Consider the following 13,087-nt stretch of genomic DNA (forward strand, 5'->3'; position numbering starts at 1 on the left):
TGGGCCCGAGCACGGTCACGGCCCGGCGTGGGGCTCCCGGGCGCCGGCGGCGAGGCCACGGCGCCCGGGTGACGGGCCGGGCCCGGCGGCCCGGCGGTTGGCTGTGCCACGGCGGTGACTCACCCAGCCGTTTCCGGCTGGCCGCGCAGGTAGCCACCCATGGTGCGGAAGTAGTCGGTCGCCGCCAACTCCGTACCGTCCTCGGTGCGTACGCGCCTGACCAGCAGCCCCCGGCTGCGCCCACGGCGGGCCTCGGAGCCAGCAACGATGACCACGCCGTCGCCCTCCTTGATGAAGATCCGCCCCGGCGTGCCGCCGTACGCGCCCCTGGAGAGCCCCGCGGAGACGATCCGCAGCCGCTGCCCCCGGTGGTAGGTGAAGGCGTTGGGATACGGGTCAGACTGGGCGCGCACCAACCGCTCCAGGTCCTCGGCCGGCCAACTCCAGTCGATCCGGCTGTCCTCAAGGGCCCGCTTGTGGAAGAAGCTGGCCTTCGAGGGGTCCTGTGGCGTCCACTCCGCCTTGCCCGACTCGATGAGTTCGAGGGCCTCGGTGACGATCGGGGCGATCAGGTCCACCGTGGCGTGGAAGAGGTCGGTGGCGGTGTCGGTGGGGCCCACCGGCACGGAGCGTTGGAGCAGGATGTCGCCGGCGTCCAGGGTGGCGTCCATCCGGTGCGCGGTGACGCCCACCTCGGGTTCGCCGTTGATGAGCGCCCAGATGATCGGCGAGAAGCCGGCGTAGCCGGGCAGCAGCGAGTCGTGCACGTTCAGGGTGCCGTGCCGAGGCAGGTCGAAGATCTCCGGCGGTATCCAGGTGCGCCAGTTGTTGGCGACGATCAGGTCGGGGGCGCTCTCGCCGAGGGTTTCGACCAGTTCGGCGTCGGGCCGGCTGGCCAGCACGACGGGGACGCCGTGCTCGGCCGCCAGGTCGGCCACCGAGTCGTCCCACACCTTCTCGTAGACGTGGTCGCTCTTGGGGTGGGTCACCACCAGGCATACCTCGTGCCCCGAATCCAGCAGCGCACGCAGCGTGCGGTGCCCCCAGGTCTGGTAGCCGAACATGGCGATCCGCATACAGCAGCTCCCTTGGAGTTGGATGACGCTCCGTCATACGCCAGCCGGAATGGCGTGACCTGAACGAGCCACACCGCCGTTGCAAGGCAAGGCTAACCTTACCTAGGATTGCCCCGGCTAGGGAGGCGATGCTGCGTTGAACCATGTCAGCAGCGACACGGAAACCATCTACGACCTGCTAGGAATCGGCTTTGGGCCGTCCAACCTGGCGCTCGCCATCGCGATTGAGGAGCACAACACCCACGCCCGGACCCAGGACCACATCCGCGCCCGATTCCTCGAGAAACAGACCACGTTCGGCTGGCACCGGGGGATGCTCATCGACGACGCGACCATGCAGGTGTCCTTTCCCAAGGACCTGGTCACGATGCGGGACCCCACCAGCGACTACAGCTTCCTGTACTACCTCAAGGAACAGGGCCGCCTGGTCGACTTCCTCAACCAGAAGACGCTCTTCCCGCTCCGCATCGAGTTCCACGACTACTTCGAGTGGGCGGCCGGCCGGCTGGCCCACCTGGTGGACTACTCGGCCGAGGTGGTCGCGGTGACACCGGTGACGGTCGACGGCGAGGTGCGCTACTTCGACGTGACCAGCCGCGAGGGCGACGCCCTGCACGTGCGGCGCGCCCGCGACATCTGCCTGGCCACCGGCATGCGACACCGCCTGCCGGAGGGCGCGCCGCTCTCGGACCGCGTGCTGCACAACCGCGATCTGGTGCCCCGGGTCACCGAGTTGGCGGGTCAACCGCTGCACCGCGTCGTCGTGCTCGGCGCCGGCCAGTCCGCCGCCGAGACCGTCGGCTACCTGCACCGCGCCTTCCCCGATGCGGAGGTCTGCGCGGTGTTCGCCAAGTACGGCTACACGCCGGCCGACGACAGCCCGTTCGCCAACCGGATCTTCGACCCGGAGGCGGTGGACGCCTACTACCAGGCGCCGACCGAGGTGAAGAAGTCCCTGCTCGGCTACCACCGCAGCACCAACTACTCGGCCGTCGACATCGAGTTGATCGAGTCCCTCTACCGCACCCAGTACCAGGAGCGGGTCCAGGGCAAGGAGCGGCTGCGGATGCTCAACGTGTCCCGGCTGCGCTCCGTGGAGTCCGACGCCGACGGCCTGCGCATGACCGTGGAGTTCCTGCCCACCGGCGAACAACAGGTGCTCGACGCCGACCTGTTGGTGTACGCCACGGGCTACCAACCGCCGGACCCCGGCCCGCTGCTCGGCGAGGCGGGCACGCTGTGCCTGCGCGACGAGCGGGGCGAGCTGAGCGTCACCCGCGACCACCGGGTGGCCGTCGCCGATCACGTGACGGCGGGCATCTACCTCCAGGGCTCCACCGAACACACCCACGGCATCACCTCCACCCTGCTGTCCCACACGGCCGTCAGGGTGGGCGAGATACGCGACTCGCTCCTCAGCCGCCGCCACCGACCAGAGCCGTCCAAGCCCCGCGTCTGACCCGCCCCCCAACCCCCACCGTCCGCCGCTCGCCGTACGACCGAACGGCGACACCCCACGCGGCCCGGCGCGCCCCACGCCCCACCCCCACCCCCACCAGAGAGGAGGCGGGGCGCGCCGACCCCAACGCGCCGCGCGCGTACGCCACTTGCCCGCACCGGCCGGCAGGCCGCCGCACGCGGGGCTGCCCCCGTTCCACCCCACCACCGCCGTACGGTTTCGTCGGTCGACGTACGGGGCAGGGCCCACGCGGGCGCCTCGCCGCGCCCGCGACCCCGCGCGCCCCCGGCGGCGCCCCCCAGCGAAGGCGAGCGACATGCTCGATCTCCGGCTCACCAACGGCGCCTTCCACACCATGGACCGCTCCCGCCCCCGGGCTCGCTCGCTGGGCATCTGGCGGGGCCGGATCGTCGGCGTGGACGAGGCGATCGCCGACCTGCCCGCCGCGCACGAGGTGGACCTCGCCGGCGCCACCGTGTTGCCGGCCTTCATCGACGCGCACGTCCACCTCGCCTGGACCGGCCTGGCCGCCCGCGCCACCAGCGTCGCGGGCCAACGCGACGCGGCCTCCGTCCTGGCCGTCATCCGCCGGGCCGCCGCGCACGCGCCACCCGACGCCTGGGTCGACGTCGCCGACTACGACCAGCGCCCACTCGGCCGGGACCTGACCGCCGCCGAACTGGACGAGGCGGGCGGCGGCCGAAAGGTCCTGGTCGCCCACCGCTCGGGGCACGCGTGCGTCGTGAGCAGCGCCGTGCTGGCGCTGCTGCCACCCGGCACGGCGCACCACGACGGGCTGCTCGCGGAGAGCGGCATGGCGGCGGCGCGCGCCGCGCGGATGCCGTACTCGCTCGCCGAGTTGACCGACGCGATCGAGAACGCCGGCCGCGCCTGCCTCACCGAGGGCGTCACCGCCGCCGCCGAGGCCGGCATCGGCGGCGGCCTGATCGCGCACAGCGCCATCGAACTCGCCGCCTACCAGCGCGCCCACGACGCCGGCCAGCTGCCGTTGCGCATGCGGCTGATGGTCGCCGCCGACCTGCTACGCGAGGTGGCCGCCCATCCCGACGACGGGCTGCGCCACGGCATCGACCTGGGCCTGCGCACCGGGCTCGGCGACGACCGGCTGGCCATCGGCGCGCTCAAGGTCTTCACCGACGGCGGGATGATGCCGCGCACGGCCGCGCTGACGAGGCCGTATGTCGGGCTCGACCACGGCGGCGCGCTGTTCGCCGACCCGGCCGAACTGACGGCGACCATCGTGGCCGGGCACCTGGCCGACTGGCAGCTCGCGATCCACGCCATCGGCGACCGGGCCGTGGACGTAGCCCTGTCCGCACTGGCCGAGGCCCAGCGGCTCAGGCCGCGCCCTGGGGCCCGGCACCGCATCGAGCACGCCGGCCTCGTGCGGCCCGACCAACTCCCGCGCCTGGCCCGCAGCGGGGCGACCGTGGTCGTCCAACCCTCCTTCCTGTGGAGCTTCGGCGACGACTACGCACAGCTCATGGGCGCCGACCGGGCCGACTGGCTCTACCGTGGCCGTGCCTTCCGGACGCACGGCATCCCCCTCGCCGGCAGCTCCGACCGCCCCGTGACCGTGGGCGCCCCGCTGCGGGCCATCCAGTTCATGGTCGAGCGCCGGTCCCACTCGGGCCGCGTGATCGGCCCGGACGAGGGCCTCTCGGTCGACGAGGCCCTGCGCGCCTACACGATCGACGCGGCCCGCGCCTGCCACTGGGAACACGCGCTGGGCAGCCTCACCCCCGGCAACCACGCCGACCTCGTCGTCCTCTCCGACGACCCACACCGGGTCGCCCCGTCACGGATCGGCGCCATCGAGGTGCTGACCACGTTCTCGGCGGGCGTGCCGGTGTACGGCGGGGTGGGGCTGGGGTGAGGGCGCGGGCCTGGCACATCGCAGAAGCTCACGTCGCCACCTCGTGCCTCGCCGCCCTTCGGCGGGGTGGCGGTCTACCGGAGCACCCCGCCGAAACCCCGCTCTCGCCAGCCTGAGCAGCACCTGTTGGCGGCGCAGCCGACGACGAACCCGGCATGCTCAGCCCAGGGTGGACACCAACCAACCGCACGCTGTCGCGGGCGCGTGCACGTTTCTCGCCCCATGACTTCCTCGTGCAACAACCTGTCGTCTTGCGCCGCCGGTCGGTTTCTGACTCCACGCTTCGGGCCAATGCGACTAGCGTCGCCCACGAGTCATGCGAACGCTGTCACTCGCACGCCGCTTTTCTGGGGTGCGTTCAGTGACCGTGGAAGGACACGAGCACACATGGCAACCTCGTTACTCGCGCCGCCACCGCCCTCGGGGCAGGTCCTCAAACCCCGTACCGCCCTTATCCGCCTTCTGGTCATCACGCTCGGGAGGCTGCTCAGCGCCTTGACCGTGCCGGCCGGCGCCACCGTGACGCAGGCAGTCACCGTTGCCCGCGCCGTGCTGCCCCGGAACACGCGTCAACAACCTTCTCTTTTCCTCCGTACCCGGACCCGGGCACCGAAGGCGCCCCCCTCTCCGGTCGCGTTCCCGCGAACGCAGAGGGCAGCGGGAAATCGGAAGCCTCGATACCGCGAAACTCGACCAACTTGCCGCCGATATCGAGGGCGACGACAAGGGGATCCAGGACCCACTACACGCCATTGACGAGTTCACATAGCCAACGGCCGCCCCGTGAAACAACTGACACGATCAGGGCGACATCACAGGCATTCGGGCTCAGTGGCGCGTGACGCATGGCCGGACACGCCTCCTCGTGGGAACCGCCATCCAGAGCTGATCCGCGTTGTTGATGCGCCGAGAGCCCATCGAGGCCAACAGCCAACCGGTGCCCCGAATCAGCAGAACTGAACATCCATCCGTGACGCATTCGACCCCCTCTCAGCGACGTGAATCACGCCGCCAGACGAGCGCGCGCGAAACCGGACGCATTGCTCGTGAGACGCTGGCGTAAAATGCCACCACGCGTTTACCGCTGTAAGTTTTCACTGGTAAGCTTTTTGAATCGATGACTTTCCTACCAAGGGGTAGACGCATGCCAGTCGGGATTGTTTCTGTCTCCGGGTACATACCGAAAAGGGTGATCAGCAACTCCGAGATCGCCAGTGAGACCGGAGTGAGCGAGGAGTGGATCGAAAGCCGGACCGGCATTCTTGAGCGACGGTACGCAGCAGACGAGCTCGCGACGTCTGACCTCGCCGTTCGCGCTGCCGAACCCCTCCTGCGAGACGATTCGGTGCGGCAGGACGTAGGGGCGGTCATCGTGGCCACCGCCACGCCGGATCAGCCGCAACCCGCGACAGCCAGCTTCGTCCAGTCGGGCCTGCGCCTCCCCCCGATCCCCGCCTTCGACGTCAATGCGGTCTGCTCGGGTTTCCTTTACGCGCTGTCGGTGGGTGAAGGGCTGATGTCCGCGCACTCCATCACAGGGAACGCGCTGATCATCGGCTCGGACAAGTTCTCCTCGATCATGGACAAGTCCGATCCACGCACCGTCAGCCTTTTCGGTGATGGCGCGGGAGCGGTGCTCCTGGGGCAGGTTCCTGACGGTTACGGGATCCAGGGGCGGTCCTTGATCGCGGATGGCTCCGCATCGCAGTACGTGCGGGTCGAGGGTGGGGGGTCACGTTCCCCTCTCAATGCCGAAGCTGTCGCGTCAGGTGGTCGGTTCTTTCGGATGGAGGGTCGTGCTGTCAGGGAATGGGCGCTGCAGTTCGTCCCGAAGGTCGTACACGAGGCGTTACTTCAGGCCGGCCTGTCGATAGGCGACCTTGACCGGGTCGTCTTCCATCAGGGCAATACCCGCATGGTGCAGTCGCTCGCCGCGGAGCTGGGAATAGCGACAGGGAAAGTCGCGTTGACCGCACCTCTTTGGGGAAATACGGCAGCGGCCTCGATTCCTTTGACTCTCGCCCGCGAGAACGATCAGCGTCGGCTGCGCCGCGGCGAGCGGGTTCTTCTGGCATCGGTCGGCGGCGGGATGACCGCTGCGGCCATGTGCCTGACCTGGTTCTGAACCACTCAGAAGATCGTTCCAGACATCGCTTTTCCGTCGCTATAGGAGGTCACCTCGTGTTGCCTGTTGTCAGCCGCGCATCCGGAGTCTTCGTGTTCGACACCGAGGGCAGGGAATATCTGGACGGGTGCTCCGGAGCCATCAACGTCAACCTGGGTCACGGTCTGCCGGACATCACCAAGCGCATGCACGAGCAGTTGGACCGAGTGAATTTCGTCTACCGCACCCAGTTCAGGTCACAGCCCCTGCTGGAGCTCACCGAGAGACTGGTGGATCTCGCCCCCGGGGATCTGAACCACGTGGAGTTCACCAACTCCGGTTCGGAGGGGATCGAGATGGCGCTCCGTCTCGTCACGCTCTTACACGCGCGCAAGCACAATCCGCTGAAGTGTGTCGTCCTGACCGAGGAGCCGAGCTACCACGGGATGACGGCCGGCGCACTGGGAGCGTCAGGGCATCCGTTGCGCAGGAAGGATCTACAGTCCCTGCTCGCCAACCAGGCGACCGTTGCGCGGGTACGACCGAAGAACGGTGCTCTGCGAGCGAGCGTGGAGGACTGGCAAGAGGCAGTCGACAGGATCGGCCCCGCCCGGCTGGGAGCGGTGATCATCGAGCCCGTGGGCGGCGCGGCGAGTGGCGCGGCTCCCTGTGATCCGGAGGTGCTGCGCTTCCTCCGCCATGCGGCGGACGAGCAGCGGTTCGTGTTGGTGGCCGACGAGGTCATGACCGGGATGGGTCGCACCGGCCGCTGGTTCGGGTGTGACCACGCCGGCATCACCCCCGACGTGATGGTGCTGGGGAAGGGGATATCCGCTGGCTACGCGGCGATCTCCGCGGTGCTGGTATCCGACAGGATCGTGCGGGCTTTGGACCGGCCGGTCAGCTCGTTGGTCTTCGGTCACACCATGGCAGGGGCGCCGCTCGCCGCGGCAGCGGCGCTGGCGGTCACCGAGTACCTGGTGACCCATGACCTGGCGGCGCGTGCCGCGGTGGCCGGTGAGCACCTGGCTGGCCTGCTGAAGCGGCTTTGCCAACGTCATCCGTTGGTGAAGGACGTCCGGGGCACCGGTCTTCAGAGGGGGCTGGGACTGCACGGCGATCCGGAGCGTTTCCCGGGCATCAGCCTGGACCTGACCGAAGCCGCGCGCGCCAAGGGGCTGTTGGTGTACCCCGCGGGCTGCACTCCGGTCACGGAGTCCGTACTCATCGCCCCGCCTCTGACGAGCACCGACGCGGAACTCGACGAACTGGCTCGTCGGCTCGACGGCGCACTGTCGTGCCTCTCGCCGACTCCGGGCTCCTGATGCCGGTCGCGTCCGTCTGCCGGCGCCCCTTCCCCTTGCCCCGCCCCTCCTCGCCCGGCACACCCGCGTCCGAACCTCACAACGACCAAGGACACTCACATGATCAGTCATTTCGCGGACTCCGCCCTACGTCCCCGGTACATGGGGATGGCTGCGGATTCGGTGGGCAAGCGAGCCGAGAGCTGCGCCGCCGACGGCCGCCTGGACCGTGACTCGTGGCAGGAACTGAGCGATGAAGGTCTGTGGAGACTTCCTGTGCCCGTCCGGTGGGGCGGCACCGGAGGCACCTGGTGGGATTTCGTCGCCGCCTTCGAGGGGATCGCCGCCGGCGGCCGCGATCTGGGCTTCAACCTGTCACTGGTGGCTCAGGCAGGACTCATACGGTCGATCCTGCTCTACGGCACGGATGAGCAGAAGGAAACCTGGCTGCCTCCCCTCATGAGCGGCTCCGTCGGCGCCACCGCGCTCACGGAGACCACCGGGGGGTCCGACGTGACCCGGATACGCACGGCGGCCCGCCAGCACCAGGGGCACTTTCTCCTGAGCGGGCACAAGGACCACATCACCAACGGGCCCGTGGCGGACGTGGCCCTGACCCTCGGCCGCGTACCCGAGCACGGAGACCGGGACATCACCCTGTTCCTGCTGGACCTGCGCTCCGAGGGCGTCACCAGAGGTCCCGTCGAGAACATGATGGGCAACCGCACCAGCCCGACCGGCCCCATCACCTTCGACCAGGTACGCGTGGACGCCAAGAACATCATCGGCGGCATCGGCGCCGGTATCGAAGCCATCTACAACACGATCTCCCTCGACCGACTGTTGTACGGCGTTCTCGCCGCCGCGTACCTCGACCCGCTGCTCGAGGACGTGCTTGCCTACGCACGCTCCAGAACGGCGTTCAACGTCCCCATCGCGGACCACCAGTACGTGCAAGGGCGCATAACCGACGCGAAGTTCGCGGTTGAGGCCACCCGCTGGGTCTCCTACGGGGCGCTCGACGCTCTCCTGAAGGAGTCGCCCCAGACGTCGCTGATGTGCTCGGTCGCCAAGTACCACGCCGGCGAGACCCTGAAGCTGGGCACCGAGACCGCGCTGCGGGTCATGGGTCACCGCGGCTACATGGAAGGCCCGCACACCCAGGCCCTGAAGGACGCTTTGGGGACGGTGATCGCCGGGGGCACGGCCGAGATACAGCGCAAGAACGTCTTCAACCAGATGCGCCGACTCTCCTCCACCCACTGACCCTTCCCATGGAGTGATCATGAACTCGTCCCAGCCCGTCCCGCGCACCGATCTGGCCGCGCTCGTCGGCCGCACGGCGACCCTGACCCACGTCGTCACCGAGGCCGACTCGGCGCGCCAGTGGGGGAACGACATCGATGTTCTCGCCACGCCCGTGCTGCTGTGGTTGAGCGAGATCGCCGCGATGAAGGTGCTCGGCGACGCCGTGACGGAACCTTCCATGACGGTCGGCCTCAGTCACGCTTCCCAGCACCTGGCGCCAACTCCCACCGGGGACACCGTGACCCTCACCGCCGAGCTCACCGCCGTCGAAGGCCGGCGTCTGGTCTTCGACGTGGTGGGCCACGACTCCGTGGACACGGTCTTGCGAGGCCAGCACGAGCGGGCGGTCGTTGACCGCCCCAGGTTCGTCGAGAAGCTCGCCCACCGCACGCATAGCTGACAGTCGTCCGTCGCACCCACGTCGCGTAGGAGCACACTGTGCGCCAGCAGCTCGTTATCGGAAACGCTACCACCGAGTACACCTACCAGAGCTCGGTCGACTCCTTCTCGCCGAAGGTACTGAACAAGCGCCACGCCGAATCCACCCGAACGGCTTGGCTGCTGCACGAGGGCGACGCCATGCTCACCGACCGCCCTCTCACCCCTGATTTCCTTCAGTACCTGGAACGTGTTCTCGGCCTCGACCTGCGGACCGTCACCTTCCTGACCCATGACAAGAACGCCTCGGGCTCGGAGTTCCTGGACCATCCCAGCCTGTTCGAGCCCGGAATGCTCGAACGGCTGCGGCAGATCGTCGGCCCCGACTGGTCGCTGACGCCCTACATCCACGATCGGACGATCGCCACCCTCGGCAGACGGCTCGGCCTCGACGATGAGGCGAACCCGCCGTTCTTCGCCGAGGGCGGGAGCGACATCTTCAACAGCAAGTCCTTCTTCCGCGCGTGGAGCAGCGGTCTGGGCGTACCGGTCCCCCGCGGCCAGGTCACGCGCAACCGTGCCGCCACAGCCGCGGCGGTAGCCGAGTTGTTGCCCGAGACCGGGTCGGTCATCGTCAAGCAGGACTTCAGTGCCAGCGGCATGGGGAACGTCCTGTTCACGACCGACGGTGAGCTTCCCGGTATCGGAGTGTCCATCGTGCACGTCATCGCCCCGGGAACCGTTGAGTCCGAGATCGACAGGCTGCTCGCGGAGTCCTTTCCGACGGTTGAGCAGACCAGGGACTTCCCCGCCGGTCTACGCCCCACCGAGGCCGTCGTGGAGGTCTATTACGGAAGGAGCCTGACCTTCTACAGCGAGGTCCACGTTCCCGCCCCGCCGAAGGAGCCCGAGATCCTCAACTGGGGCGGGATGCGCATGGAACCGGTCTGGAACGGCTTCGAGCTGCCGCCGCTGGACCTTCCGCGAGCGGTCGAGGCCGACATGCTCATGTGGTCGGCGAAGATGGCCAGCTACCTCCAGACCACCGGCTACCGAGGTCTGGTGAACTGCGACTCGATCCTGACTCCGGACGGAACGCTGTACTTCAGCGAGGTCAACGCCCGAGTCGGCGGCTGCACCCACCTCCACCACGCCGCGGTACGTGTCCTCGGACCTGACTACATGAGGAAGTACACCCTCCTCACGCGCAACGATCTCCCCTGCCGCGACTTCACCGCCCTGGCCAAGGCCATCGACGGTGACCCGCTGCTCAGCGGGGAGGACGGCCAGTCCGGGGCGCTCCTCCTGGTCGACGACACCCCGTACAACGAGGTCGTGCAGTACCTCGTCTACGGTTCGTCCGTCGAATTGGCGCAGGAAGCCGAGCGGCGGCTGCGGAACCTGCCCCGGTAGAGAAACAGGACGCCCAGGAGATCGCCGTCCGCACCGCGCCCCACGCGCAGGGGCGGTGCGGACGGCGGTTGGTCATGCGCGACGCCGCCGGTCTCCAGGTGGCAACGTGGCCGGTGTTTCCACTCCGCATGGCGAAGCCCGCCCGACTCATGCGGACTGGCGACCGCGTGCCCGTCTCACCTTGGCGATGCTCCCGCAGGCACGGCCCGTGCTGCCCGCGTACATGCTGCACCACGTGCGGGAGTTGTTCCGGGACTGGTCGTAGAACACCCACTTGCAGTCCGGGCAGGACCGCAGACGTTTCCAGCGGCCTTCCAGCACCGTACGGGTGGCGAGCCCGAGGAGACATGCCTGGGGGCTGCCATCGCCGGAGAACTCCAGCTCCCCGTCCACCACACGCACCCGCAGTGGGCACTTCTCCAGCCAGCCATCCAACCGTCGACTCGAGCCCTCGGCCACGTCGGCACGCAGGTCGTCGCGCAGCACGAGCAGTCCCGCGACCTGACGCCCGCCCGGCAGCGGAACCTTGGCGAACGCCTCGTGCCACGCTGAGGGATTTTCCACGAGGGCGGGAAGCGTCTCCGTTGGCGTCCGCGTGTCGTTCGGAATGAGCCAGCTGTTCAGAAAGCTCCGCAGCTCCTGTGTGTCCTCGTCCTCAATCGTCGACGCAGTCATGCAACCAGGATAGGTGGTAAACAGAGCCAGCCAACGAGCGTTACCATCTATCGCTATGACCGGTAAACGTTCGTCGAGCGAACCACAGTCCAGCCTCCGTGCGGTTCTCGACCTTCCCGGGCACAAGACCTGGTACACGGCGTCCGCCCTCATCCGGCTACCTGTCGTCATGGCGCCCCTCGCCCTCGTGTTCCTCGGACACGAGGCGCAGTCCTTCGCCGTCGGCGGCCTGCTGGCAGCGACCCACGCCATCGGCGAAGCCGCTGGCGCACCCCTGATGGGCCGCCGCTTCGACACCCGCCCCTTCCTCGCACAACTGCGCCTTTCCCTGAGCGCCGAGGCTGTCGCCTTCGCGGTCATCGCTCTCGTCGCCGGCCACGTGTCCGTCGCGCTCCTGGCCGCGATCGCCTTCCTCGCGGGCGCGGCGGCATCCGGAGCCCCCGGAGGAATGCGCGCACAGCTGTCCGCCGCGTCACCGGAGCACCTGCGACCAGCCGCGCTCGGGCTGGAGGGCTCCCTCAGCCAGGCCACCTGGGCCGTAGCCCCACCTCTCGTGGCCGTCCTCTACACCTGGGCCGGGGCTTCCGGTGTCCTCCTGGTCATGGCGGTGTCCGCGGCAGCGCCGCTCCTTTTCGCCCGACACATCCCGCACGCCGATCCCGCGGCTCCCAGCGCCACGGAAACCGTCGCGGGAATGCGGGCCACCGAAGTCCTGCGCATCGTCTGGCCCACGGCCCTGCTGTCCGTCGCGATCATGTTCCTCATCGGCACCGCGGACGTCCTGCTGCCTCCTCGCCTGGCGGACACCGGCGCCTCACCAGCCCTCGCGGGCCCCGTCATGACCGCCTTCGCGGTCGCCAGCATCGCCTCCGGCCTCGTCTACGGGGCCCGGCAGTGGCCTGGCACGCCGTTCACCCAAACGGCATGGCTGCTCCCCGTGTTCGCAGCCGCGTTCGCACTACCAGCGTTGACCAGCCAACCGTGGTCCTTCGCGACCGCCTTCGCTCTCGGCGGCCTGCTCTTCAGTCCGCTGATGGTCATCCGCAACCTCGCACTGCAGAGTCGTCTCCCCCAAGCGGCCTGGGCCACCGGGTTCTCCGTCCTGTACGCCGCGGCCGGGCTCGGCTACGGGGTCGCTGGCCTCATGGCAGCCGTGCTGCTGCACACCTCCACGCCCAGCACGGCGTTCCTTGCCTGCGTCCTGACCACCATGCTCATCGGAACGCTCTCTCTGGCCGGCGAGCACGCCACGCGCGACAAATCCACAGCGCCGACCTTCGCCGCCCCTCCCGAGCCCGACGGGACAACGCGACGAACGGACACGCCACCCACCTGATACGCCGGCAGTCCTTCCTTTTCGCAGGTCAGGATGACAGTGAGGTTCGTTCGTGGTTGACGTGGCATCACGTGCGCGCGCCGCTCGTACCCGTCGGTCAGGTCAATGCTGACGGAACCACGCGGCTGGGCGGGCCC

The 13,087-nt window shown here is 68.8% G+C and carries 10 protein-coding genes; 8 read left to right on the forward strand and 2 right to left on the reverse strand.

Annotated features, from left to right (window positions below):
- Positions 1-119: 119 nt before the first annotated feature.
- Positions 120-1,076, reverse strand: coding sequence for a methionyl-tRNA formyltransferase (locus tag AC3CHW_RS02540; RefSeq protein ID WP_488469405.1), 957 nt, complete (start codon positions 1,074-1,076; stop codon positions 120-122).
- 136 nt (positions 1,077-1,212) lie between these two features.
- On the opposite strand from AC3CHW_RS02540, the gene AC3CHW_RS02545 reads away from it, so the two are divergent.
- The 7 genes from AC3CHW_RS02545 (at position 1,213) to AC3CHW_RS02575 (ending at position 10,939) form a co-directional block, all read left to right on the forward strand.
- The gene (locus AC3CHW_RS02545; protein WP_488469406.1) at positions 1,213-2,535 is read left to right on the forward strand and encodes a lysine N(6)-hydroxylase/L-ornithine N(5)-oxygenase family protein; all 1,323 of its coding nucleotides are present in this window, start codon (positions 1,213-1,215) and stop codon (positions 2,533-2,535) included.
- Between the two features lie 316 nt (positions 2,536-2,851).
- Positions 2,852-4,432, forward strand: a complete 1,581-nt coding sequence (locus tag AC3CHW_RS02550; protein WP_488469407.1) for an amidohydrolase — start codon at positions 2,852-2,854, stop codon at positions 4,430-4,432.
- A gap of 1,144 nt (positions 4,433-5,576) precedes the next feature.
- A complete protein-coding gene (locus tag AC3CHW_RS02555; protein WP_488469408.1) occupies positions 5,577-6,557 on the forward strand; it encodes a 3-oxoacyl-ACP synthase III family protein in 981 nt (326 codons plus the stop codon).
- A 56-nt stretch (positions 6,558-6,613) separates the two neighbouring features.
- Complete coding sequence (locus AC3CHW_RS02560; RefSeq protein WP_488469409.1) at positions 6,614-7,861, forward strand: aminotransferase class III-fold pyridoxal phosphate-dependent enzyme; 1,248 nt, start codon at positions 6,614-6,616, stop codon at positions 7,859-7,861.
- A 99-nt stretch (positions 7,862-7,960) separates the two neighbouring features.
- Positions 7,961-9,106, forward strand: a complete 1,146-nt coding sequence (locus AC3CHW_RS02565) for an acyl-CoA dehydrogenase family protein (RefSeq protein ID WP_488469410.1) — start codon at positions 7,961-7,963, stop codon at positions 9,104-9,106.
- Positions 9,107-9,125: 19 nt separating this feature from the next.
- The gene (locus tag AC3CHW_RS02570; RefSeq protein WP_398607032.1) at positions 9,126-9,548 is read left to right on the forward strand and encodes a thioesterase family protein; all 423 of its coding nucleotides are present in this window, start codon (positions 9,126-9,128) and stop codon (positions 9,546-9,548) included.
- 38 nt (positions 9,549-9,586) lie between these two features.
- Positions 9,587-10,939 carry a preATP grasp domain-containing protein gene (locus AC3CHW_RS02575; protein ID WP_488469411.1) on the forward strand — a complete coding sequence of 451 codons (1,353 nt, stop codon included), beginning with the start codon at positions 9,587-9,589 and terminating at the stop codon, positions 10,937-10,939.
- A 147-nt stretch (positions 10,940-11,086) separates the two neighbouring features.
- On the opposite strand, the gene AC3CHW_RS02580 is transcribed toward AC3CHW_RS02575, so the two are convergent.
- Complete coding sequence (locus AC3CHW_RS02580) at positions 11,087-11,614, reverse strand: CGNR zinc finger domain-containing protein (protein WP_398607030.1); 528 nt, start codon at positions 11,612-11,614, stop codon at positions 11,087-11,089.
- Between the two features lie 55 nt (positions 11,615-11,669).
- Between AC3CHW_RS02580 and AC3CHW_RS02585 the strand changes: the two genes are divergently transcribed.
- Positions 11,670-12,950, forward strand: coding sequence for an MFS transporter (locus tag AC3CHW_RS02585; RefSeq protein WP_488469412.1), 1,281 nt, complete (start codon positions 11,670-11,672; stop codon positions 12,948-12,950).
- Positions 12,951-13,087: the final 137 nt, after the last annotated feature.

The sequence above is a fragment of the Streptomyces sp. MGP-BFMKR1 genome, assembly GCF_057766585.1.